The sequence below is a fragment of the Polynucleobacter sp. AM-26B4 genome, assembly GCF_018882285.1.
Classification (GTDB): Bacteria; Pseudomonadota; Gammaproteobacteria; order Burkholderiales; family Burkholderiaceae; genus Polynucleobacter.
Genome location: NZ_JACVOT010000001.1, coordinates 1,172,849 through 1,197,737, shown reverse-complemented (window position 1 = coordinate 1,197,737; position 24,889 = coordinate 1,172,849). Strand labels below are relative to the sequence as shown.

Here is a 24,889-nt window from a genome sequence, read left to right as displayed (position 1 = left end):
CATATTGTCCTGCAATTTTACGCAGCTTGCTGTTTTGCTGGAATTCCCAGCTTTTCTGCAATGGCTTTGCGGATACCTGCCGCATCCAGACCACATTCTTTCATCAGCAAAGCATGGTCCCCATGATCAACGAATCGATCAGGCAAACCAAGCACCAAAGTGGCTACTTCAATGCCCGCAACTGACAAAGCTTCAAGGCAAGCACTGCCTGCTCCACCACCCACAGCACCTTCTTCTAGGGTGACAATCAAGTCGTGCTCTTTGGCCATCTTGCACACAAGATCAACGTCCAATGGTTTGATGAATCGCATATTCACAACGGTGGCATCAAAGTCAGGCGCAACTTCTAGTGCTGGGTACAACAAGGTACCAAATGCAAGAATCGCCACTTTTTTACCTTGAAGACCTGAAGTGCTGCGTCTGATTTCAGCTTTACCAAGAGGTAATTCTTTGAGTTCTTTGCTCACGGCTGCACCAACTCCAGCACCGCGCGGATAACGCACAGCCGATGGATGATTTTGTTTAAAAGCAGTGGTGAGTAAATCACGGCACTCTGCTTCATCTGCAGGAGCCATCAACAACATATTTGGAATGCAACGCAAATAAGGGATGTCATAAGCACCAGCATGAGTGGCGCCGTCTGCACCCACCAATCCTGAACGGTCCATCGCAAAGACAACTGGCAGATCTTGCAAAGCCACATCATGAATCAACTGATCGTAACCACGTTGCAAGAATGTTGAGTAAATCGCAACGACTGGTTTCATGCCTTCACAAGCCAAGCCACCAGCAAAGGTCACGGCGTGTTGTTCAGCAATACCCACATCGAAATAACGATCAGGGAAGCGCGCCTCAAAATCAACCAAACCAGATCCTTCGCGCATTGCTGGTGTGACTGCTACCAAGCGCTTGTCTGCCTCAGCCATATCGCACACCCAGTCACCAAAAACTTGTGTGAATGTTTTCTTACTTGGGGTGCTTGGTTTTGCAGTTGCAATTCCTTGGGCAGGATCAAACTTGCCTGGTCCGTGATAAAGAATCGGATCAGCTTCTGCTAATTTATAACCTTGTCCTTTTTTGGTGACCACGTGCAAAAACTGTGGGCCTTCACCATCAAGAGCCAAACGTCTGACGTTTTGTAGGGTCGGTACTAACGAGTCAAGGTCGTGACCATCAATTGGTCCAATGTAATTAAAACCAAACTCTTCAAAAATAGTTCCAGGTACAACCATGCCTTTGGCGTGCTCTTCTAATCTTTTTGCAAATTCTCGCAAAGGTGGTGCCATCGATAAAACACTGTCCAAACCTTTTTTAGTGGCAGCGTAAAAACGACCACTCATCAAGCGCGCCAAATAACGATTCAAGGCGCCCACTGCTGGCGAGATAGACATGTCGTTGTCGTTAAGTATCACGACCAAAGGCAAGTCTTTGTGTATGCCGCCGTTGTTCAATGCTTCAAAGGCCATACCAGCACTCATCGCACCATCACCAATTACTGCCACAGCCACGCGTTTTTCGCCTTGGGCACGAGCACCCAGCGCCATACCAATCGCTGCAGAAATACTGGTTGAAGAATGCGCTGTACCAAAAGTATCGTATTCACTTTCAGAACGACGTGGGAAACCTGAGATACCACCATACTGTCTGAGCGTGCCCATGCGCTCACGACGACCGGTCAAAATTTTATGTGGGTAACTTTGATGACCCACATCCCAAATCAAGCGGTCATAAGGGGTCTGAAAAACGTAATGCAAGGCAACTGTTAATTCAACAGTGCCCAAATTAGACGATAGATGTCCGCCTGTCTTTGCAACAGAATCCACCAAGAACTCGCGCAACTCTGCAGCAAGCTTTGGTAATTGATCACGATTTAATTCTCGTAAATCCTTTGGATCATCAATTGTTTTAAGTAAATCAGTCATAAATTATTTTAATTACAGCTTCCACACCAGCTATCAGCTATCTCTGTTCACCACTTTACTAGCAATAGCTCTTAACAAATCAGCATTGTCGCCCCAAACGCTCAGACTATCGAGGGCTTCTTGATGCAATTGTCTTGCAAATTCTCTTGCGCCATCTAAACCCATCAAAGAAACAAATGTTGGTTTATTGGCAGCGGCATCTTTTCCGGCAGTTTTGCCCAAAGTTTGACTGTCTGAACTCGCATCCAAAACATCATCCACTACCTGAAACGCCAAACCCAAGGCACTGGCAAACACATCCAAGGATTTCTTTTCTTGCTCACTCAAATCAATCGCAATCGCACCGATTTGTACCGCTGTTCTTAACAGGGCTCCTGTTTTTAAACGGTGCATCTGCTCAAGTTCATTTTGCGTCAACTGTTTGCCAACACTCGCCAAATCAATGGCTTGACCACCGGCCATGCCAGCCATACCGCCGGCCATGCTCAGGCTTGTGATCACTTGCACTTTCTGTGCATCGTTGAGTGCGCTTTGCACAATTAACTGAAACGCCATGGTTTGCAGGGCATCACCCACCAACAAGGCACTGGCTTCATCAAACGCTTTGTGAACGGTTGGTCTGCCACGACGCAGGTCGTCGTTATCCATACAAGGCAAATCATCATGAACCAATGAATACGTGTGAAACAACTCCAAAGCCACTGCACAAGCATCAAGTCCAGCCACCTGATCCAACTCTTTGCCAGAAAGACTGGCTGTTGCGTAAGTCAATAAAGGACGAACCCTTTTGCCACCACCTGTGGCGGCGTAGTGCATGGCAGATTTCAAGCCTGATGCTGCCGAGACTTGCTCATCAAAATATTTCAGGATGGCCTGATCCACACGCTCTGTTGAACGTTGCAACCAGACAGAAGTTGTATCACTCAGCTTCAAGCTATCCCTTAACCTTGGACCATCTTCACTTGTTGCTCAACCTGCTCTAAAACATGCTGGCAATGCTTCAATAGTTCAGCGCCGCGCTTATAAGCAGTCAAAGTATCTTCAAGACTTAACTTGCCAGACTCCATGGTCGCGATCAAACCTTCAAGCTCAGAAACAGCATCCTCATAACGAAGATCAGGGCTCAAAGAAGTGGGGGAAGCAGAAGTAGCTTCAGCGCCAGTCTTTTTAGGCATAAAAATCCCTTTTATTTGATAAAAAACAATTCACTGACCGATTTTAAGGCTTTAGGGACGGTTATAATCTTTTTCCCTATCCAATATCGACCCGTCGATGGTTGGATTGGTTATTCCGCTTAGCTTCGGCTGACTTTTTTCGGGGGTGGGAAGAATGACTAATCTAGCTAGCGCGCAGCATCTTGCGCAGTCCAAGCTACAACTGCCAGTATCGGCTTACTTTGATGCAGAGCTGTATCAAAGAGAAATTGACCTGCTTTTTAAGCAGGGGCCTGGTTACGTCGGTCATGAGCTCATGGTCCCAGAGATTGGTGACTATCAAACTTTAAGTGCCGAGAATGAAGGTCGCGTTTTGGTCCGCAACGATCAAGGCATTGAACTACTCTCAAATGTGTGTCGCCACCGTCAAGCCATCATGCTCAACGGACGAGGACATGTAGACAACATTGTTTGCCCATTACACCGTTGGACCTATAAAACTGATGGAACCTTATTGGGTGCACCGCATTTTGATGATCAGCCTTGCTTGAACTTAGGTAAGAGTCCTTTGCAAAATTGGCAAGGTCTCTTATTTGAGGGCCCAAGAGATGTTCATGCAGACTTGATGAACATGGGAATCTCAAAAGATTTAGATTTTTCTGGATACATGTTGGATCACGTTGAAGTTCATGAATGTAATTACAACTGGAAAACATTCATTGAGGTTTACCTTGAGGACTATCACGTCGAGCCATTCCATCCAGGCTTAGGCAAGTTTGTTTCTTGCGAAGATTTATCTTGGCAATTCGGAGATTGGTACAGCGTACAAACAGTTGGTATTAAAAATCAATTGAAGCACGCAGGCTCACCAACCTATCAACGTTGGCACGATGCCGTTTTAAAAACTCATCCAGAAAAAATGCCAAAACATGGTGCCATTTGGTTAACCTACTACCCGAACATCATGGTGGAGTGGTACCCAGGTGTTTTGTGTGTGTCAACGCTGCAACCCATGGGTCCGAATAAAACCAGAAATATTGTTGAGTTTTATTACCCAGAAGAGCTTGCTCTGTTTGAACGAGAGTTCATTGAAGCAGAAAGAGCTGCTTACATGGAAACATGCATTGAAGATGATGAAATTGCAGAACGCATGGATCAAGGTAGAAAAGCACTTCTTGATCGCGGCGTGAACGAAGTAGGTCCATATCAAAGCCCGATGGAAGATGGCATGCAACACTTCCACGAGTGGTACAGAAAAGCGATGTCCTACAAGTAAAGAAGTAATAAAAAAGGATTGATGATGCTATTGATAGAAGCTGCCGAATTAAACAGTGACTTGGAATCAGGCAAAGCGTTTTTATTGTTTGATTGCCGATCCGATCTAGTCAACCCTAAAGCAGGTTATGAATCTTATTTAGATGGACACATTCCATCTGCTATCTTCGTTGATGTTGATCATGATTTGGCTTCTACGAAAAACGGTCGGAACGGTCGACATCCTTTACCAACGATTGAGCAGTGGCTCAAAACATGCGCCAGCCTTGGCATCACAAAAGATAGCAACATCGTCATTTATGATAATCAGTCTTGCATGTACGCCGTCAGAATGTGGTGGATGTTAAGAGCCACAGGTCACAAGAATGTTCGATTACTGAATGGTGGCTATGCCTCTTGGTTGGCTGCTGGTTTTGCAAGTGAAAAAACAGAAACCCAAAGACCTAATACCTCTGCTTCATCGAACACCAGTCAAGCAGCTGCTTACAAGGATGCGCTGTTAGCCTCAGACATTCTTAATAATTTATCCAGTAAAAAATTCGTGGTTCTGGATGCGCGTTCAGCCGATCGCTTTCGTGGCGAGAATGAAACGCTGGACCCTGTGGGTGGTCACATACCTGGCGCAATCAATCGTTTCTTCAAAAATAACTTGGATGCCAATGGCCAATTTAAATCGGCTGATGTCTTGGTAAAAGAGTTCAAAGATGTACTTGGTGACACCCCAAGTGAATCCATCATTCACCAATGCGGTTCAGGCATCACGGCTTGTCACAACATGTTTGCGATGGAATTAGCTGGCTTGAAATCATCAATGATTTACCCAGGCAGCTGGAGCGAGTGGTGTGCAGATCCTGCTCGCCCTATTGAGAAGTAAATCGATTAAGTGTTTAGCTCAGTAGTGACTCAATAGTCTTAATGACTGTGGCCTAAATGGCTGAGCTCTGAAATAAACAAAACCAAAATAACGCCAAGAACAATCAATAAGATTTGCTCAAGTGATTCTTTGAGCTTTGGTCGTCTGTGCATCTGTGGCATCAAATCGCTCACAGCGATGTAAATAAAACTACTAGACGCTAAGACGATCACATATGGGATCAGGGCTTGTGCACTGTCTAAAAAGAAATATCCAAGCACCCCACCAATCACAGCCATCATGCTAGAAATGAAGTTGTAGAGCAAAGCTTTTGCTTTGCTAAAACCTGCATTCAGCAAAATAATGAAATCGCCCACCTCTTGCGGTATTTCATGCAAAGCAATCGCAACAGCAGTCAAAACACCAATTTGTGGATCTACTAAAAACGCGGCAGCAATCAAAATACCATCGGCAAAATTGTGCAGGCCATCGCCCAACAAAATCACCCAACCACTCTTACCAGCAGACTCTGCATCATGGCCGTGATGATGACCATGACCATCGTGCTCGTGATGGTGACTGTGTCTTAAAAGCGCAGCTTTCTCCAGAATAAAGAAACCCAGCAATCCTGCGAGAAGCGCAATAAACAAAGAAGAAATATCAGCACCAGGCGTCGTAAAAGCTTCTGGCAAAGAATGTAATAAAGCGGTCGCCAGTAAAACGCCGACCGATAGACTCACCATCTTGTTGACCATTCTTGATAGAACAGTCAAAGACAAGCTGGCTGCAGCAGCAATACTCAAAACCCCAGCCACCGTGGTGGCCAGGATGATCCAAAACAATGTCATACAACCCCTTGTTGCTTAAACCAAGCCAAGGCCTTGTCCCAACCATCTTTTGCTGGGCCTTCACGATAAGTAGCTCGGTAATCAGCGTGGAAAGCATGCGGCGCATCTGGATAAATTTCAAAACGAGATGCTTGTGCAGCTTTATTGGTTTTGGCTGCCGCCAAAGCCTGCTTCATTTGATCAACGCTCTCTAAAGAAATGCCAGTGTCTGCACCACCATACAAGCCAAGAACAGGTGCTTTCATTTGAGCAGCAAGATCTACTGGGTGCAATGGATTGTTAGGAGTCTTATCTCCAATCACGCGTCCATACCAAGCCACACCCGCACGTATTTGCGGAATTTGAGCACAAGCTAACCATGTGATGCGGCCACCCCAACAAAAACCAGTGATGCCAATACGCTTCACATCACCACCATTTTTACCAGCCCAATTAATGCCAGCTTGCAAATCAGCCATCACTTGCTCATCTGAAGTTTTACCAACAATCTCTTTCAAGATTTCAGCCATGGTGCCCAGAGTATTAGGATCTCCTGCTCTCACAAACAACTCTGGAGCAATCGCTAAGTAACCCATCTTGGCAAATCTTCTTGCCACATCAGCAATGTATTCATGAACGCCAAAAATTTCACTGATCACAAAAACCACAGGCAAACCATTTTTAGGCGCCTTCTTTGGTCTTGCTACATATGCTGGAACATCGACTCCATTAGAAGTAAACGTCACTTCTTGTCCGTCAATGCCATCAAAGTTTGTTTTAATGGCCTGCGCTAAAACTGGTTCAGCAGCAGCAACATATCCCAAACCAACAGTTGCAACAGCGCCGGTCTTTAAAAAACTACGACGATCAGTGCCAGTGCTATTCAATAGTGATTCTGCTTCTTTGATTAAATTCTTATCCACAGCGTTCTCCTCTTACTTATTTTAGTAATGATTGTTTTCTTAATGGGCTTCTTCCCAATTAGAACCAATTCCAACTTCCACCAATAACGGCACTTTTAAAGATGCAACACCCGTCATCAGTTTTGGTAAATTTTCTTTCACTAATTCAAGCTCAGACTCAGGCACCTCAAGCACCAATTCGTCATGAACTTGCAAAAGCATACATGTTTGCATGTGATTTTGCTCTATCCAATCCTGAACAGCAATCATTGCCAATTTAATCAAATCCGCAGCCGTTCCTTGCATTGGAGCATTGATCGCGGCCCTTTCAGCACCCTGACGACGCATACCATTGGCACTTCTGATTTCAGGCAACCACAAACGACGCCCAAAAACAGTTTCCACATACCCCATTTCTTTGGCGCGCACCCTGGTGCTTGCCATGTAATCGGCCACACCTGGATACCTTGCAAAATAAGTATCAATGTATTGCTGAGCGGCAGAACGTTCGATGCCCAAATTGCCTGCTAAACCAAAAGCGCTCATGCCATAGATCAAACCAAAATTAATCACCTTTGCATAACGTCTTTGCTCTGAACTCACTTGATCAAGTGCCACATGGAACATTTCAGCGGCCGTGGCTTTATGAATATCTTCACCTGCTGCAAAAGCTTTTAGCAAACTCTCATCTTCAGCAATGTGAGCCATGATGCGTAACTCAATCTGAGAGTAGTCTGCCGAAACCATGACTGATCCAGGTTTAGCAATAAAGGCTTCCCGAATCTTTCTGCCTTCTTCTGTTCTTACTGGAATATTTTGCAAATTTGGCTCACTTGAAGCCAAGCGCCCAGTCACAGCCACTGCCTGAGAGTAGTTTGTATGAACCCTGCCTGTTTTAGGGTTGACCATTCTTGGCAATTTTTCAATATATGTTGATTGCAACTTGGCCAAGCTTCTGTAGTCCAAGATTCTGGCTGGCAAGGGATAGTTTTCTGCCAACTTTTGCAACACCTCTTCATCGGTGGACGGCGCACCAGAAGGTGTTTTCTTAACAACCGGTAATTCAAGCTTGCCAAACAATATTTCAGCAATCTGCTTGGGCGACTGAATGTTGAAAGGCTGACCAGCCAGCTCATGAATTTGTTTTTCTAATTCAAGTAAACGTTGTCCAACGATTTGCCCTTGAGCAGCCAACTTGGCACTATCAATCAAAATACCATTGCGCTCCATGACAGCAAGCGCTTGCATGGCGGGCATTTCAATCTCGCGATAAATATGCAATAACTTTTCATCGGCCTCAATGGCTGGATACATCGCGCGATGAAGTCTTAAAGTGATGTCAGCATCTTCAGCCGCATATTGCGTCGCAGTTTCAAGATTGACTTGATCAAAAGTGATTTGATGAACACCTTTGCCACAAACATCTTCATAAGCAATGGTTTTCTCACCCAAGTGGCGCATCGCCAAGCTGTCCATGTCATGACTTCTGTGCGACTCTAAAACATAGGACTGCAAGAGTGTGTCGTGCTGGATGCCACGAAGTCTTATGCCACAACCATCAAAAATATGAATGTCATATTTTAAATTTTGGCCAAGCTTGGCATGCTCATCACTCTCTAGCCACGGCTTGAGTTTTTCCAGCACTGATTGTTTGTCCAATTGATCTTCATTGGTCGTGTGAGCCAAAGGAATGTAACAAGCTTCCCCAGGTGAAACAGCCAATGAAATACCCACGAGATCAACTCTGAGAGCATCCAAACCGGTTGTTTCTGTATCAACACATGTCAATACAGCTGAATTAATTTTCTTTAACCAAACCTCGAGCTCAGCATCAGTAGTCACACATGAATAATGACGCTCGATTTTTTCAGTCGGCAGTTCAGCGACAAAGCCCAGTAGATCACCAGCTGAGATTTCTTTTACATCAGTTGTTTTTGCTTCTGTTTTTACCTCTGTTGCTGTTTGAGTTGCTGCTTGGGTAGTTGATGAACCTGAGTTAGATCCACGATCCAAGTCTCTGAGCAAAGATTTAAATCCAAACTGCGTGAACAATTCTCTGAGGGTTTCTTTGTCTTCTGACTTAGCATGCAAGTCATGTAAACCAATCAAATGTTCTTTGAGATCACAGTCAATTTTGACCGTGACTAATTCTCTGGCTTTGGGTAACCAATCGAGGCTGGCACGTAAATTTTCTCCAACCACGCCCTTCACCTCAGCAGATCGTTTCATCAACTCATCCAAGGTGCCAAACTCATTCAACCATTTGACAGCGGTTTTCGGGCCGGCCTTAGGCACACCAGGAACGTTATCCACGCTATCGCCCATGATGGAGAGGTAATCAACGATTCTTTCAGGTGGAACGCCAAATTTATTTAATACACCAGCGCTATCTAAACGCTCTTCTGTCATGGTGTTGATCAAGCTAATGCCAGGCTCCACCAATTGCGCCAAATCTTTATCGCCCGTTGAAATAAGAACATTCCAATCAGCTGCCTTGGCCTGCTTGGCCAAAGTTCCAATCACATCATCAGCCTCAATACCTGGTACGACTAATACGGGCCAACCCATGGCACGCACCACTTGATGGATTGCTTCAATTTGCATCGCCAAATCTTCTGGCATGGATGAACGATTGGCTTTGTATTCTGGGTACATCTCATCACGGAATGTTTTTCCTTTGGCATCGAATACACAAGCGATGTGATCGGCATCCAATTCTGTTCTTGCACGCCTCATCATATTGACCATGCCTTGAATGGCGCCCGTTGGAAAACCTTGCGCATTGCGCAAATCTGGCATGGCATGAAAAGCACGGTAAAGGTAGCTAGAACCGTCAACTAGCAAAAGGCGATGTGTAGACATCCCACAATCGTACAATTGATGCATGATGACACCGACTTTTTCTCAAATGAACTCCCTAAAAAACACGTCTTTTAAGCTTGTTTTAGGTGGCCTAATGACAACATTAATCCTTGTATCTCAAGGACTTATGGCTCAGAGCTCGCAAGGTTTGAGTGCCGAAGAACTGCAAAGAATCAATCAGCAGCCAATTGCCCCAAATATCAAAAATAATGCTGAAACTGGTAAATCGGCTGAAAAAAAGCCTACTTTTCAGCATCAAGAGGCAGATGGCACCAGCATCAAGGAATACAAAGAAGGTGGCAAAGCAACCGAAGTTATTGTTGAAAGCTCCTTTGGAACTCGCTACGAACTGAGCACACCTGATGATGCAGCATCACCCAAAATCAGAGATCAGAACGTGAATCGCGTGCCAACGATTCGAATGCCCTTTTAATAGTCATGGCGGTCTTCACATCAGTCACTCTCGATGAAGTCAATGCTTGGTTACAAAAGAACTACCAAGTAGGTGTTGCTTCAGAGCTAAAAGGTATTAGCAGTGGTATCGAGAATTCTAATTTCTTCCTGACCACGCAATCGAGTGGCGCTCAACATGAATTCGTTTTGACTTTGTTCGAACGTTTGTCAAAAGAGCAATTGCCCTACTATTTAGAGTTAATGGAGCATTTGTCGAAAAAAGGCATCAAGGTTCCAGCTCCCATTAGAAACAATGCTCATCAGATCGTTGGCGACTTAAATGGCAAACCTGCCACCATCGTCTCAAAGCTTTCTGGGAAATCATTTTTAAATCCTTCAGTGCGCCATTGCGAATTAGTGGGTGAGGCCTTGGCCAAAATGCATTTGGCGGGCAAAGACTTTCAGTTGTCACAAGCCAACCTGCGCAGCATTGATTGGTGGAAAAGCACTGTGCCATTGGTCATCCCTCACCTGAATCCTGCTCAAGATCAACTGATTCAGTCAGAGCTTGCCGCACAAATCAATTTCTTCCATAGTGCTGAATACCAATCACTGCCTTCTGGACCAAGTCATTGTGATTTGTTCAGAGACAATGTGTTGTTTGACAACACATCTGGTCAAGATGAACTCGGTGGATTTTTTGACTTTTATTTTGCTGGTAACGATAAATGGTTGTTTGATTTGGCGGTCACCATCAATGACTGGTGCATTGAATTGGCGACTGGTCAAATTGATCCAGCAAGATACGCCGGCATGATTGAAAAGTATCAGGCTGTTCGATCTTTTGAGCCAGCCGAAATCAATTCTTGGAACATGATGTTGCGAGCAGCCGCTCTGCGTTTTTGGGTGTCTCGCCTTTGGGACTATCACCTTCCTCGAGAGGCAAAAATGCTGACCCCACATGACCCTACTCATTTTGAGAGAATTCTGATCTCACGCCGTGAGGTAAGCTCTAACCTTCCAAAAAACTCTGTTAAATATGCAACTAAATAAAGCACCATCCGGCGACGGTTACGTTTGGGTAAGACAAGGCTTCTGGCTTTTTAAGAAAAATCCATTGGCATTTCTGATGCTGGTATTTCTATATGTCTTTATTGCTCAGTTCGCGATTCTGATTCCTGTGTTCGGAGTTTTTGCCGTATTGCTTTTAACCCCAGCCCTCACCGTTGGCTTCATGACAGCCTGTCAAATGGTGATTCGTGGTGAGAGAGTGATGCCCACCGTCTATCTCGCCGGCTTCAGAGGAACCGATTCGATCACCAAAAAGAATTTATTGGTGTTGGGCACAGTCTATGCCTTCGCCATTTTGATTTTGAGTTTGATTGCCAGTGCTTTCATTGATTTCAAGCAATTGGTCACTCTACTAACGCAACAGAAAGAACCGACCATCAGAGACGTTCAAGGTTTGTACACAGGTCTCACCATTGGTCTTTTACTTTATTTGCCAGTGGCCATGGTGATGTGGTTTGCGCCCATCTTGGTTGCTTGGGAAAAAATGTCAGTGGCTCAAGCACTCTTCTCAAGCTGGGTGGCTTGCTGGACCAATAAAGCTGCCTTTATTTTTTACTTGATGATTTGGGCAGCCTTGATTGTTGCTGTGCCATTTTTCTTGGAAGCATTCCTTGATGGGATTGGCCTTCGAGCTGCCATCCCATTCATCATCCCACCTTATTCAATGGCAGCTCTGACAGTCATGTACTGCTCATTCTTTGCCACCTGGAAGGCTTGCTTCAACAAAGAATGATCAATCAATGGCGGTTAATTTAGCAATCGCCAATTGCAACCATTTAGGTCCATGACGATTAAAGTTGACGTTGGCCTTGGCTTGATCAGCTTGACCTTCAATGGCCAAAATTCTTCCCTCACCAAATTTTGTGTGAAACACGCTTTGCCCAACTCTGAAGCCATGCCCATTGTCTTTTTGCGGCAAGCTGCTGACCGGTACAGTGATGGCACTGTTTCTAGAAGACCTCGGAATCGTTGCCGCTGGACCGCCCCAATCACTGCCCTCAGACCATGAAGGCATTCTGGTGGTGGTCGTACTACTGCCCCAGCGTGCATCTTTATTTTTAGGCGTCAAATGCTTCAAAGATTCAGCTGGTAATTCATCTAAAAATCTTGATGGCAAGTTATATCTCACCTGACCATGCAGCAGTCTTGATTGCGTGTGAGATAAAAATAATCTTTCTTTGGCTCTGGTGATGGCCACGTACATCAAACGTCGCTCTTCCTCAAGACCATCATCTTCATTGATGCTGTTTTCATGAGGGAATAAACCTTCTTCCAAACCAGTGATGAACACATTGGTGAACTCAAGACCTTTGGCAGCATGCACAGTCATCAACTGAACAGCATCCTGACCAGCTTGCGCTTGGTTGTCTCCCGCCTCCAGTGAAGCGTGTGCCAAGAAACCAGCCAAAGGCGACATCTCAGTGATCACTTCAGTCTGATCTGTTCCAGCCACTGTGTCTTGAGCAAAGCCTTCTTCAGCAATGAACGCTGTGGCAGCGTTGACCAATTCTTGTAAGTTCTCTACACGGTCTTGACCTTCACGCTCTGCCAAATAGTGCTGAATCAAACCGCTGTGCTGAATCACGTAATCAACTGTTTCAGGCAAGGTGTTGTGACGTGTGGCATCACGCATGTGATCAATCAAGCGCACAAATGCTGAAATAGATGTTCCTGCTTTACCTTCCAAGTAAGGAGCTGCAGCATAGAAAGAACAATTATTTAATTTGGCACTGTCTTGCAAAGTTTCAATACTTTTCGCTCCGATGCCTCGAGTTGGAAAGTTCACTACTCGCGCAAAGGAAGTATCGTCATTGGGGTTTTCTAATAAACGCAAATAAGCCAAGGCGTGCTTGATCTCAGCACGTTCAAAGAATCGCAAACCGCCATACACACGATAAGGAATGCCCGCAGAAAATAATCCATGCTCGATGATGCGTGACTGAGCATTGCTGCGATACAAAATAGCGATCTCGGTGCGCATGCTGCCGGTGTTGATCAAGCTCTTGATTTCATCAACCATCCACGCAGCTTCAGTGCCATCAGTGGCAGCCTCGTAGACTCTCACAGGTTCACCGTGACCTGCATCTGTTCTGAGGTTTTTACCAAGACGCTCAGTGTTATTGGCAATCAGATGATTGGCAGCATCCAGGATATGTCCGTATGAACGATAGTTCTGTTCAAGCTTCACCAAGTAAGGCTTGTAGTGGCGCTCGAACAATTTCATGTTCTCAACATCAGCACCCCTGAAGGCGTAAATACTTTGATCATCATCACCAACCGCAAACACAGAGCTCGGTGAAGATGTGCCGTGACCGGATAAAAGTTTTAGCCAGGCGTATTGCAAAGCATTGGTATCTTGAAACTCATCAACCAAAATATGACGGAATCTTTCTTGGTAATGCTCACGAATCGGTTGGTGATGTTTTAAAAGCTCATAGCTGCGAAGTAACAATTCTGCAAAATCAACCACGCCCTCACGCTGACATTGCTCTTCATAAGCCTGATACAGCTCAACCATGGTGTTTTGGAAAGAATCTCCACGATCCATGTCTTTGGCGCGCATGCCTTTTTCTTTGGCATGAGCAATAAAGTACTGCAGCTGCTTGGGCGGATACTTCTCATCATCAATCTTGAGTGACTTTAAAAGTCTCTTGATGGCTGACAACTGATCTTGGGTGTCCAAAATCTGGAATGTGGATGGCAAGCCAGCATCTTTGTGATGGGCTCTCAATAAACGATTACACAGGCCGTGGAAGGTGCCAACCCACATACCCCTGGTGTTGATGGGCATCATGGCAGAAAGACGCGTCAACATCTCTTTAGCAGCCTTATTCGTGAAGGTCACGGCTAAAACGCCTACTGGGGATGCCTGACCTGTCTGAATCAACCAAGCGATTCTGGTGGTCAATACCTTGGTCTTACCGCTGCCAGCACCAGCTAAAATCATGGCTGATTGACTATTACCTGCCTCATTAACAGGCGGCAAAGTCACAGCTTCTAGCTGTTCTGGATTTAAATTATTAAGAATATTCGTCACATGCGCCTTTACGTTCAACAAAAAATTATAATTCGGGCTTATGTCTAAAAATCTTTCTGACCTCGCTAAATCTTTCGAACCCTCCCAAATCGAGGCCCAATGGGGTCCTGAGTGGGAAAAAAGGGGTATTGCCACTGCCACTTTGGACGACAAAAAGGATAGTTTTTGTATCCAATTGCCGCCACCGAACGTCACAGGCACCCTTCACATGGGTCATGCCTTCAACCAAACCATCATGGATGGCTTGGCAAGACATGCTCGCATGCAAGGCAAAAACACCCTTTGGGTACCCGGTACTGACCACGCAGGCATTGCGACACAAATTGTGGTCGAAAGACAATTGGATGCCCAAAAGGTTTCAAGACATGATTTGGGCCGTGAAAAATTCTTAGAAAAAGTGTGGGCCTGGAAAGAACAATCTGGTTCCACCATCACCAATCAAATTAGACGCCTGGGTGCTTCGATTGATTGGAGCCGTGAATACTTCACGATGGACGACAAAATGTCCCAAGCAGTGGTTGAAGTATTTGTCAGCTTGTACGAGCAAGGTTTGATTTATCGCGGTAAACGTTTGGTGAACTGGGACCCTATTTTGGGCACAGCAGTTTCTGACCTAGAAGTTGAGAGCGAAGAAGAGCAAGGTTCGATGTGGCACATTCGTTACCCACTATCGAATGGCCAAGGACATCTCACGGTTGCCACCACTCGTCCAGAAACCATGTTGGGTGACGTAGCAGTGATGATTCATCCAGAGGATGAACGCTACAAGCATTTGATTGGTCAAACAGTTAACTTACCTCTATCAGACAGACAGATCCCAATCATTGCTGATGATTATGTCGATAAAGAATTTGGTACTGGGGTGGTTAAAGTAACCCCAGCACACGACTTCAATGACTACGCTGTTGGCTTGCGTCATGAATTAGAGATGATCAATATTTTGACCTTGGATGCCAAGATCAATGAACACGCACCAAAGAAATATCAAGGTCTTGATCGCTTTGAAGCGCGCAAGTTGATCGTTGCTGATCTTGAAGCTTTGGGTTTATTAGAAAAAGTTCAACCACACACCTTGATGGTGCCACGTGGCGATCGTACCAAGTCTGTGATTGAGCCAATGCTCACCGATCAGTGGTTTGTGGCGATGTCTAAACCGACTGAGCACAATCTGTATCGTCCAGGTAAATCAATCGCTGAGGCAGCCCTTGATGCAGTTAAGTGTGGTGATGTGAAGTTTGTTCCAGAAAACTGGACCACCACCTATAACCAGTGGTTAGAGGGTATTCAGGATTGGTGCATTTCACGTCAACTCTGGTGGGGTCATCAAATCCCAGCGTGGTATCAAGAAGACGGCAAGATTGTTGTGGCACGCACAGAAGCAGAGGCTATCGCAAAAGCAAAAGCCAATGGCTACACAGGCGCTTTGCGTCGCGACGAAGACGTTTTGGACACATGGTTCAGTTCTGCTTTGGTGCCATTCTCATCATTGGGTTGGCCAAATAAAACACCTGAGCTCGCTCATTTCTTACCATCATCAGCTTTGGTGACTGGCTTTGACATCATTTTCTTCTGGGTGGCTCGCATGGTCATGATGACTTGCCACTTCACTGGCAAGATTCCATTTGAAACTGTTTACGTTCACGGCTTGGTGCGCGATGCCGAAGGTCAAAAGATGAGCAAGTCCAAAGGCAATACTTTGGATCCAATTGATCTGATAGACGGCATTGATTTAGATACCTTGTTGGCCAAACGCACAACCGGTTTGATGAATCCTAAGCAAGCCGAAAGCATTACCAAGAAAACCAAAAAAGAATTTCCAGACGGCATTCCTGCCTTTGGTACAGATGCATTGAGATTCACATTCGCATCGATGGCAACACTTGGTAGAAATATCAATTTTGATCAAAAGCGTTGCGAGGGTTACAGAAACTTCTGCAACAAGCTATGGAATGCCACTCGCTTTGTATTGATGAACTGCCCAGGAACACCCGAAGACAATGGCATTGCCCAGTGCGTTGGCGAATGTGGTCCAGACGGTTATTTAGACTTCTCACCTGCAGATAAGTGGATCGTGTCCTTGTTGCAAAGAGTTGAAGAAGACATTGATAAAGGCTTCAAAGATTATCGTTTTGACAATATCTCAACGTCTATCTATCAGTTTGTTTGGGATGAATATTGCGATTGGTACTTAGAACTTGCCAAGGTTCAATTACAAAACGGTACGCCGGCACAACAACGTGCGACACGCAGAACTCTTTTGCGCGTACTAGAAACTATCTTGCGCTTGGCACACCCAGTGATCCCATTCATCACTGAAGAGTTGTGGCAAATTGTTGGTCCAATGTCTGGCAAGGATCTTGAGAAACAAGAAAAGCAAACGATTGCATTACAAGTTTACCCAGTTACTCAGCCAGAGAAGATCTGTACCAAGAGCGAAGCTTGGGTTGCTGAAGTCAAGGCTTTGGTAGATGCGTGCCGCAACCTCAGAGGTGAAATGCAAATCTCTCCAGCGCTGCGCGTGCCTTTGTACATCAAAGGTGATTCTGAGTTCTTGAAAATGGCAGCGCCTTACATTCAGGCATTGGCAAAACTATCAGAAGTAAAAATTTATGAAGATGATGCCAGCCTAGAAAAAGATGGCGCAGGCGCACCAGTATCGATCGTGGGCAATACCAAAATATTGCTCAAAGTTGAAATTGATGCGGCCGCTGAGAAAGCTCGCTTGAGTAAAGAAATCGAGCGCATCAGTGCTGAAATCAATAAAGCCAATTCAAAGTTAAACAATGAAAGCTTTGTGGCAAGAGCGCCTGAAGCCGTGGTGATTCAAGAGAAACAGCGTTTGGCTGATTTTGAGTCTTTATTAGAAAAACTGAACAGTCAATTAAGTCGTTTACCATCCTGATATGAATACAACCATCACCAAAGCAGTTTTCCCTGTTGCAGGCCTTGGTACCCGCTTCTTACCAGCGACCAAAGCCAGCCCTAAAGAGATGTTGAACGTAGTTGATAAACCATTGATTCAGTATGCCGTTGAAGAAGCCATGGCTGCTGGCATCACTGAAATGATTTTCGTCACAGGTCGTAGCAAACGAGCGATTGAAGATCACTTCGACAAAGCTTATGAACTTGAAGCTGAATTAGAAGCTAAAAATAAACAAGATTTACTGACTTTGGTTCGCAGCATCAAACCAAGCCATGTGGATTGCGTGTATGTCCGACAGCCAGAGGCTCTTGGTTTGGGTCATGCTGTTTTGTGCGCTGAAAAATTAATCCGCGACGAAGCATTTGCCGTGATCTTGGCGGACGATCTATTGGATGGCAAAGTGCCCGTGATGAAGCAGATGGTCGATAAATATCAGCACTATCGTAGCTCCATCTTGGGCGTTGAAAAAATCTCGCCTGAGCAAAGTAAATCTTATGGCGTGATTGACGGTAAATTATTTGATGAGCGCATTTACAAGCTGAGCGGCATTGTTGAGAAACCAGCCCCAGCGGATGCCCCATCAAACATGGGTGTTGTGGGTCGCTATATTTTGTCTTCAAGAATCTTTGACCACATCAAAACGATCAAACCAGGTGCTGGTGGCGAATTACAGTTAACCGATGCGATTCAATCACTGCTCAGTCAAGAGCAAGTATTGGCTTATGAATATGAAGGTGTGCGCTATGACTGTGGCAGCAAACTGGGCTATTTAAAAGCCACTGTGGACTTTGCTTTGCGTCACCCTGAAGTCAAGGACGGTTTTAGCGAGTTTCTTAAAACTCGCTGATTGATTTAATTTATTTGTTTGATTTGCCTGATCAGATCGATCAGGCAATCTTTAGCGGCGCTTGAGATAAAACACAAAAGCGTCTGCTAATTTCTCAGTGAGTAGCAACTCATTACCGGTGTGCTTGGCAAAAGTTGGGAAATCTTGCTCAGCACCTGCATCGGTTGCTGTCACCTTAAGAACTTCCCCACTTTGCATTTCTGCCAATGCTTTTTTGGCTCGCAAAATAGGCAGTGGGCAATTCAGCCCACTGGCATCCACTTCTTTATCTACCTGCTGACTCATAAACGCTCTGATACCCAAGCTTGAACGCTCTTGAGAGCCACTGTGAGGCCTTTTGGATCGGTGCCACCAGCCATCGCCATGTCAGGCTTACCGCCGCCTTTACCGCCTACCTGTTGCGCCACGTGGTTCACCAAATCACCAGCTTTGACCTTGGCAATCGTGTCAGCAGTCACACCAGCCGCTAATTGAACTTTTCCATCTTGAACAGAAGCCAAAACAATGGCGGCTGACTTCAATTTATTTTTAAGCTGATCCAAGGTTTCTCGCAAAACTTTGGCGTCCGCACCTTCAAGAAGAGCTGCCAAGATTTTGACGCCATTCACCTCAACAGCTTGTGACATCAATTCATCACCTTGGCTAGCGGCCAACTTAGAACCTAAGCGCTCCAATTCTTTTTCCAAAGAACGTGCGTGGTCTTGAAGCTGTGTGATTCTTTGAGCCAAATCACTCGGGGTTGCTTTCAAACTTGCAGCCAATTGATTGATCTGAGTGTCTAACTTTTGCAAATAAGTCAAAGCACGATCACCGGTGATAGCCTCAACTCGGCGAATACCAGCAGCAACGCCACTCTCTGACAATATTTTAAAAATACCAATATCACCGGTTCTCTGAACGTGTGTACCACCACACAACTCTTTGGATGAACCGATTTCTAATACACGAACAGACTCACCGTACTTCTCTCCGAACAACATCATGGCGCCCGTTTTCTGCGCATCATCCAAGCTCATCACTTTGGCTGAAGTAGCAGCGTTCGCAAGAATTTCAGCATTCACCAATTGCTCTACCTGAGCGATCTGCTCTGGAGTCATAGGGGCGGTGTGCGTGAAGTCAAAACGTGTTTTATCAGGATCGACCAATGAACCCTTTTGCTGCACATGAGCGCCCAATACTTCACGCAATGCTTTGTGCATCAAATGAGTCGCGCTGTGATGACGAATCGTTCTTGCACGTCTTTCAGCATCCACTTTGGCATTGAGCTGATCGCCCACTTTGATTTCACCTTCAAGCACTTGACCATGATGACCAAATACATCCGCCTGAATCTTCAGTGTGTCTTCAACTTCAAACAAACTGGATTGATTGCGCAACTCACCAGCATCACCGACTTGGCCACCAGATTCAGCATAGAAAGGTGTATTGTCTAAAACCAAAACAGCACTGTCGCCGGCTTTGATTGAGTTCACTTGTGAGCCATCAATATATAGTGCCAATACCTTGGCTGAATCTTTGTTCAAAGTGTCATAACCATGGAACACGGTTGGCGCCCCACTGTACTCAAGACCTTGAGCCATTTTGAATTTACCTGCGGCACGCGCTTGATCACGCTGACGGTTCATGGCAACTTCAAAGCCTGCTTCATCAACAGTCACGCCACGTTCGCGACAGACGTCTGCCGTTAAATCAAGCGGGAAACCAAATGTGTCATGCAACTTGAACGCTGTTTCACCATCTATTACTTTTGAAGTATTGGTTAAAGCAGTTTCAAGAATCTCCATACCGTTCGAGATGGTTTGGAAGAATCTTTCTTCTTCTTGCTTCAATACTTCAGTCACCCTGGCTTCATTGGCCTTGAGTTCTGGATAAGCCTCACCCATTTCTTTAACCAAAGCACTCACAAGTTTATGGAAGAATGGGGCACGAGCACCCAATTTGTAACCGTGACGAATCGCACGACGAGTGATACGACGCAAAACGTAGCCACGTCCCGCATTGCCCGGAATCACACCATCTGCAACTGTGAAAGAACATGCGCGAATGTGGTCTGCAATCACTTTGAGTGATGGACTGTTGGCATCACAGTTGCCAGCACCAGCACCATCAACCGCTGCTTTCGCAGCGTTGAGCAAATTAACAAATAAATCGATTTCGTAGTTTGAGTGAACATGTTGCAAAACTGCAGCAATGCGCTCAAGACCCATACCAGTATCAACACTTGGCTTAGGCAGTGGATGCATCACACCATCTTCATCGCGATTGAATTGCATGAAAACGTTGTTCCAGATTTCGATATAGCGATCGCCATCTTCATCAGGACTACCTGGAGGGCCGCCAGCAATGTGGTCGCCGTGGTCATAAAAGATTTCTGTACAAGGACCACAAGGACCAGTGTCACCCATCATCCAGAAGTTATCTGATGCGTAACGGCCACCTTTGTTGTCGCCAATGCGAATGATTCTTTCAGCTGGCACACCAATTTCTTTTTGCCAGATGTCATATGCCTCATCATCTTCGGCATAAACAGTCACCCACAACTTTTCTGCTGGCAACTTATAAACAGTGGTCAAGAGTTCCCATGCGTAGCTGATAGCATCTTTTTTGAAATAGTCGCCAAAAGAGAAGTTACCCAACATCTCAAAGAAAGTGTGGTGACGAGCGGTGTAACCCACATTGTCTAAGTCATTGTGCTTACCGCCAGCACGAATACATTTCTGCGCTGTAGTAGCTCTGTTGTAAGGGCGCTTATCAAAGCCCAAGAAAACATCTTTGAATTGATTCATGCCCGCGTTGGTGAACAACAAGGTTGGATCATCACCAGGCACGACCGGACTGGAGGAGACCACTTGGTGACCCTTGGATTCAAAGAACTTTAAGAAATTTTGGCGTATTTGAGTAACTTTCATGTGCGTAATTATGACTCAGACAACGCCCATTGGTACAAACCCCAAGCCAAAAAACGGGAATCTTAGCTTTAAGAAAGCTTACAATCGTGTCTTTATCACTTACTTGCAAAATAAAGAGGGCCTAACGATGCATATTCGCAGTCAAAAAGACTTCGCCTCAGGAATCATGTTTGTACTAATTGGACTTGGTTTTGCCTACGTTGCAACAACCTATCCTATGGGTACACCCGCCAAGATGGGTCCTGGATATTTCCCATTCTGGTTAGGCATTGTCCTAGCCATGATTGGCGCCATTGTGACCATGACTTCAATGTCTAAAAAAGGTGAATCAGACAAACTTGCTAAATGGGACTGGGTCTCAGTTTTGTGGGTCACTGGATCAGTGGTTTTATTCGGTCTTGTTTTAAAGCCAATGGGTTTGGTAGTTTCATTGGCTCTTCTGGTCTTCATCTCAGCCATGGCCAGCCATGAATTCCATTGGAAGGGCACTGTAGTAAATATAGTGATCATGAATTTAATTGCCTACGTTGCCTTTATCTGGGGACTGAAACTTCAGTTCCAAGTTTGGCCAAGCTTTTTAACTCCTTAAATCTCGGAGAAGATACATCATGGAATTATTAGACAATCTCTCGCTGGGCTTTGCCACTGCCTTCACCCTGCAAAACTTACTTTACTGTTTCATTGGTTGCTTACTTGGCACAATGATTGGTGTTCTTCCAGGCCTAGGACCAATCGCTACGATTGCGATGCTCCTGCCTGCAACTTATGCATTACCTCCAATTGCAGCACTCATCATGTTGGCTGGTATTTACTACGGCGCCCAATACGGTGGTTCTACAACTGCTATTTTGGTCAACATCCCAGGAGAATCATCCTCGGTGGTTACTGCGATTGACGGCTACCAAATGGCTCGTCGCGGTCGTGCTGGCGTGGCTCTATTCACAGCTGGCTTTGGATCTTTCTTCGCCGGTTGCGTGGCCACTTTAGTGCTTGCTGCATTTGCTGCACCATTGGCAGAAGTTGCCTTTAAGTTTGGTCCTGCAGAGTATTTCTCTTTGATGGTTCTTGGTTTGATTGGTGCTGTGGTTTTGGCCTCAGGCTCATTGGTCAAAGCGATTGGCATGATTGTGCTTGGCTTGTTGCTTGGTTTGATTGGCACAGACGTTAACTCTGGCGCAGCTCGTTATTCATTTGATATCCCTGAATTAACAGACGGTATTGGTTTTGTGGCGATTGCAATGGGTGTGTTTGGTTTTGCTGAAATCATGAATAACCTTGAGCAAAAAGAGAAGCGTGAAACTTTCTTGGATAAAGTCACATCACTTTGGCCTGGCAAGGAAGACTTCAAGCGCATGATTCCGTCGATCCTTCGCGGAACAAGCATTGGCTCTATCTTGGGTGTTCTACCTGGAGGAGGTGCAGCATTGGCTGCGTTTGCCGCCTACTCAGTTGAAAAGAAAACATCGAAGCACAGTGCAGAATTTGGTAAAGGCGCGATTGAAGGTGTGGCTGGTCCTGAAAGTGCTAATAATGCCGCATCACAAACATCATTCATTCCTTTGTTAACACTTGGTATTCCACCAAATGCTGTGATGGCTTTGATGGTGGGTGCGATGACAATTCATAACATTCAGCCAGGTCCACAGGTGATGACTTCTAACCCAGCTTTGTTCTGGGGTTTGATTGCATCGATGTGGATTGGTAACTTAATGTTGATCATCTTGAACCTGCCGTTGATTGGCGTGTGGGTCAAAATGTTGACGATTCCTTATCGCCACCTCTATCCAGCCATCTTGGTTTTCTGCTGTATCGGCGTATACACCGTTAACAACACCAACTTTGATATTTTCATGACAGCCATTTTCGGTATTGCTGGCTACTTGTTCTTCAAATTGGGTTGCGAAGCACCTCCATTGCTTCTTGGCTTTGTTCTAGGACCGATGATGGAAGAGAACTTCCGTCGCGCCCTGCTCCTTGCCAGAGGTGATTTCACGGTCTTCTTGACGCGTCCACTATCTCTTGGTTTATTGATTGCTGCAGCCGCATTGGTTGTTATTGTGACTCTTCCAGCAGTGAAAAAAACCAGAGAAGAGGCTTTCGTCGAAGAATAAATTTACAATGTGGGTATGTCTGAAAAGAAGAACCCAATTCCTTCTAAATTCGAGACCCTAGAGGTCTCGAATTTTTTGCGTCAAATCATTGATGCCGATCTTGCCCAAGGCAAGCACTCTAAGCGCTTAGATTCCTCTGGCAAGCCGCTCCCAAGCGTTATCACCAGATTCCCGCCTGAGCCGAATGGCTACCTGCACATCGGTCATGCCAAGAGCATTTGCCTGAACTTTGGTCTTGCCAGAGATTACGCACACGCTTTGAATGGCGCTCGCTGCAACATGCGTTTTGATGACACCAACCCAAGTAAAGAAGAGACCGAATACGTTGATAGCATCATTGATGCCGTCCGTTGGTTAGGCTTTGACTGGATCCATGAGGGTGTAGAGCATCAACACTATGCCAGCGACTATTTTGACCAATTGTATGAATTTGCTGAAAAGTTGATTGAGGGCAACAAAGCTTATGTTGATAGTCAATCAGCTGATGAGATTCATAAAAATCGCGGTAACTTTACTCAGCTAGGCACCAACAGTCCATTCAGAAACCGCAGCCCGGAAGAGAATTTGGCTTTATTCAGAGAGATGAAGTCTGGCAAGTATCCAGATGGCGCTCATGTATTGAGACTCAAAATCGACATGAGTCATCCGAACATTGTTTTACGTGACCCAGTGGTGTATCGCATTCGTCACGCCCACCATCATCGCACTGGTGATAAGTGGTGCATCTACCCACTTTATGACTTCACTCATTGCATTTCTGATGCTTTAGAAAACATCACTCACTCCATCTGTACCTTGGAGTTTGAGAACAATCGTCCACTCTATGACTGGGTTTTAGAAGCACTCAAAGAAGTGGGTGTCTTCAAAGATCCTTTACCAAAGCAATATGAGTTCGCGCGCTTGAATTTAACGTATGCCATCACCAGCAAGCGCAAGCTATTGCAGTTGGTTGAAGAAAAACGTGTGGATGGTTGGGATGACCCGCGCATGCCAACCTTGGTGGGTATCAGACGTCGTGGCTTCACCCCTGAAAGTATTCGTTTGTTCTGCGAGCGCATTGGCGTATCCAAAGCAGATAGCTGGATTGATATGTCTGTGCTTGAACAAGCTTTGCGTGATGATTTAGACGCTAGGGCAGAGCGTGCCTTTGTGGTGTTAAAGCCTTTGAAACTGATCATAGATAACTTTGATGCCAACCACAGCGAACCTTGCTCTGCGCCCAAACATCCTCACCACGAAGACTGGGGTCGCCGCGAATTCAATCTGAGCAAAGAGCTTTGGATTGAAGAAGATGATTTCATGATTGAACCTGTCAAAGGTTTCTTCAGACTCTACCCACCTGCGAATGGTGAAGCGGGCAGTCGTGTGCGTCTGCGCCACGGCTTTGTGATTGAGTGCACTGGCTACGATACTGATGCCAGCGGCAAAGTGATTGCAGTTCACGCTAATTACTTCCCTGATAGCAAGAGTGGCACACCTGAGTCGAACAATTACAAGGTGAAGGGCAATCTTCACTGGGTCAGCGTCAAAGAAGGCATCAAAGCTGAGATTCGTGTTTACGATCGCTTGTTCACTGACCCACATCCAGACAGTGGTGATAAGAACTTCTTGGATGCTATCAATCAAGATTCAAAACAAATTTTGAATGCTTATTTAGAACCAAGCCTAAAGGATGCGCCAGCTGAACAGCGCTTCCAGTTTGAACGTCATGGTTATTTTGTAGCGGATCGAATTGACCACACAGCATCCAAGCCAGTGTTTAACTTGTGTGTGGGCCTGAAAGATACTTGGAAATAAATCTCA

19 protein-coding genes are annotated in these 24,889 nt (G+C 45.4%); 10 read left to right on the top strand and 9 right to left on the bottom strand.

The genetic code is table 11. From position 1 onward, the window contains the following. Nucleotides 1-17: 17 nt before the first annotated feature. From dxs to xseB, 3 genes are read right to left on the bottom strand one after another with little or no spacing between them, the layout of a single operon-like run. On the bottom strand, nt 18-1,922 hold the full coding sequence (dxs, locus tag ICE88_RS06020) for a 1-deoxy-D-xylulose-5-phosphate synthase (RefSeq protein WP_216250549.1): 1,905 nt from the start codon (nt 1,920-1,922) through the stop codon (nt 18-20). A 33-nt stretch (nt 1,923-1,955) separates the two neighbouring features. Continuing rightward, nucleotides 1,956-2,855: a polyprenyl synthetase family protein gene (locus tag ICE88_RS06015; protein ID WP_255535231.1), complete on the bottom strand. Its 900-nt coding sequence runs from the start codon at nt 2,853-2,855 to the stop codon at nt 1,956-1,958. An 8-nt stretch (nt 2,856-2,863) separates the two neighbouring features. Continuing rightward, nucleotides 2,864-3,097 carry an exodeoxyribonuclease VII small subunit gene (gene xseB, locus ICE88_RS06010; RefSeq protein WP_216250546.1) on the bottom strand — a complete coding sequence of 78 codons (234 nt, stop codon included), beginning with the start codon at nt 3,095-3,097 and terminating at the stop codon, nt 2,864-2,866. A 154-nt stretch (nt 3,098-3,251) separates the two neighbouring features. On the opposite strand from xseB, the gene ICE88_RS06005 reads away from it, so the two are divergent. Beyond that, nucleotides 3,252-4,352, top strand: a complete 1,101-nt coding sequence (locus ICE88_RS06005) for an aromatic ring-hydroxylating dioxygenase subunit alpha (RefSeq protein WP_216250543.1) — start codon at nt 3,252-3,254, stop codon at nt 4,350-4,352. Nucleotides 4,353-4,373: 21 nt separating this feature from the next. Further along, nucleotides 4,374-5,225: a sulfurtransferase gene (locus ICE88_RS06000; protein ID WP_216250541.1), complete on the top strand. Its 852-nt coding sequence runs from the start codon at nt 4,374-4,376 to the stop codon at nt 5,223-5,225. A 38-nt stretch (nt 5,226-5,263) separates the two neighbouring features. Here the strand turns inward: ICE88_RS06000 and ICE88_RS05995 are convergent, their stop codons facing one another. The 3 genes from ICE88_RS05995 to polA are packed head-to-tail and all read right to left on the bottom strand — an operon-like array spanning nt 5,264 to nt 9,795. Beyond that, on the bottom strand, nt 5,264-6,052 hold the full coding sequence (locus ICE88_RS05995; RefSeq protein ID WP_216250539.1) for a ZIP family metal transporter: 789 nt from the start codon (nt 6,050-6,052) through the stop codon (nt 5,264-5,266). Further along, the gene (locus ICE88_RS05990) at nt 6,049-6,954 is read right to left on the bottom strand and encodes a dienelactone hydrolase family protein (protein WP_216250538.1); all 906 of its coding nucleotides are present in this window, start codon (nt 6,952-6,954) and stop codon (nt 6,049-6,051) included. Before ICE88_RS05990 ends, ICE88_RS05995 begins: the two co-directional genes overlap by 4 nt. 39 nt (nt 6,955-6,993) lie before the next feature. Continuing rightward, entirely contained in the window at nt 6,994-9,795 is a 2,802-nt protein-coding gene (gene polA, locus ICE88_RS05985; RefSeq protein ID WP_216250536.1) for a DNA polymerase I, read from the bottom strand. Nucleotides 9,796-9,889: 94 nt separating this feature from the next. On the opposite strand from polA, the gene ICE88_RS05980 reads away from it, so the two are divergent. From ICE88_RS05980 to ICE88_RS05970, 3 genes are read left to right on the top strand one after another with little or no spacing between them, the layout of a single operon-like run. Beyond that, on the top strand, nt 9,890-10,228 hold the full coding sequence (locus ICE88_RS05980) for a hypothetical protein (protein ID WP_216250534.1): 339 nt from the start codon (nt 9,890-9,892) through the stop codon (nt 10,226-10,228). Nucleotides 10,229-10,233: 5 nt separating this feature from the next. Continuing rightward, nucleotides 10,234-11,241, top strand: a complete 1,008-nt coding sequence (locus tag ICE88_RS05975; RefSeq protein WP_216250532.1) for a homoserine kinase — start codon at nt 10,234-10,236, stop codon at nt 11,239-11,241. After that, nucleotides 11,228-11,992 (top strand): BPSS1780 family membrane protein, encoded by a 765-nt coding sequence (locus tag ICE88_RS05970; RefSeq protein WP_216250530.1) that lies wholly within the window; start codon nt 11,228-11,230, stop codon nt 11,990-11,992. Before ICE88_RS05975 ends, ICE88_RS05970 begins: the two co-directional genes overlap by 14 nt. Here ICE88_RS05970 and ICE88_RS05965 read toward each other — a convergent pair whose 3' ends face one another. Next, nucleotides 11,993-14,296, bottom strand: coding sequence for a UvrD-helicase domain-containing protein (locus ICE88_RS05965; protein WP_216250527.1), 2,304 nt, complete (start codon nt 14,294-14,296; stop codon nt 11,993-11,995). A 40-nt stretch (nt 14,297-14,336) separates the two neighbouring features. Between ICE88_RS05965 and ICE88_RS05960 the strand changes: the two genes are divergently transcribed. After that, a complete protein-coding gene (locus ICE88_RS05960) occupies nt 14,337-17,198 on the top strand; it encodes a valine--tRNA ligase (protein WP_216250523.1) in 2,862 nt (953 codons plus the stop codon). Between the two features lies 1 nt (nt 17,199). Next, nucleotides 17,200-18,066, top strand: a complete 867-nt coding sequence (gene galU, locus ICE88_RS05955; RefSeq protein ID WP_215290233.1) for a UTP--glucose-1-phosphate uridylyltransferase GalU — start codon at nt 17,200-17,202, stop codon at nt 18,064-18,066. 51 nt (nt 18,067-18,117) lie between these two features. Here the strand turns inward: galU and ICE88_RS05950 are convergent, their stop codons facing one another. Further along, the gene (locus ICE88_RS05950) at nt 18,118-18,351 is read right to left on the bottom strand and encodes a sulfurtransferase TusA family protein (RefSeq protein ID WP_089514647.1); all 234 of its coding nucleotides are present in this window, start codon (nt 18,349-18,351) and stop codon (nt 18,118-18,120) included. Next, nucleotides 18,348-20,975 (bottom strand): alanine--tRNA ligase, encoded by a 2,628-nt coding sequence (alaS, locus tag ICE88_RS05945; RefSeq protein ID WP_216250520.1) that lies wholly within the window; start codon nt 20,973-20,975, stop codon nt 18,348-18,350. Before alaS ends, ICE88_RS05950 begins: the two co-directional genes overlap by 4 nt. Before the next feature lie 127 nt (nt 20,976-21,102). On the opposite strand from alaS, the gene ICE88_RS05940 reads away from it, so the two are divergent. The 3 genes from ICE88_RS05940 to ICE88_RS05930 are packed head-to-tail and all read left to right on the top strand — an operon-like array spanning nt 21,103 to nt 24,883. Beyond that, complete coding sequence (locus tag ICE88_RS05940) at nt 21,103-21,564, top strand: tripartite tricarboxylate transporter TctB family protein (RefSeq protein ID WP_216250518.1); 462 nt, start codon at nt 21,103-21,105, stop codon at nt 21,562-21,564. 19 nt (nt 21,565-21,583) lie between these two features. Next, nucleotides 21,584-23,086, top strand: a complete 1,503-nt coding sequence (locus ICE88_RS05935; RefSeq protein WP_216250515.1) for a tripartite tricarboxylate transporter permease — start codon at nt 21,584-21,586, stop codon at nt 23,084-23,086. A 15-nt stretch (nt 23,087-23,101) separates the two neighbouring features. Next, the gene (locus ICE88_RS05930; protein WP_216250512.1) at nt 23,102-24,883 is read left to right on the top strand and encodes a glutamine--tRNA ligase/YqeY domain fusion protein; all 1,782 of its coding nucleotides are present in this window, start codon (nt 23,102-23,104) and stop codon (nt 24,881-24,883) included. Nucleotides 24,884-24,889 lie beyond the last annotated feature (6 nt).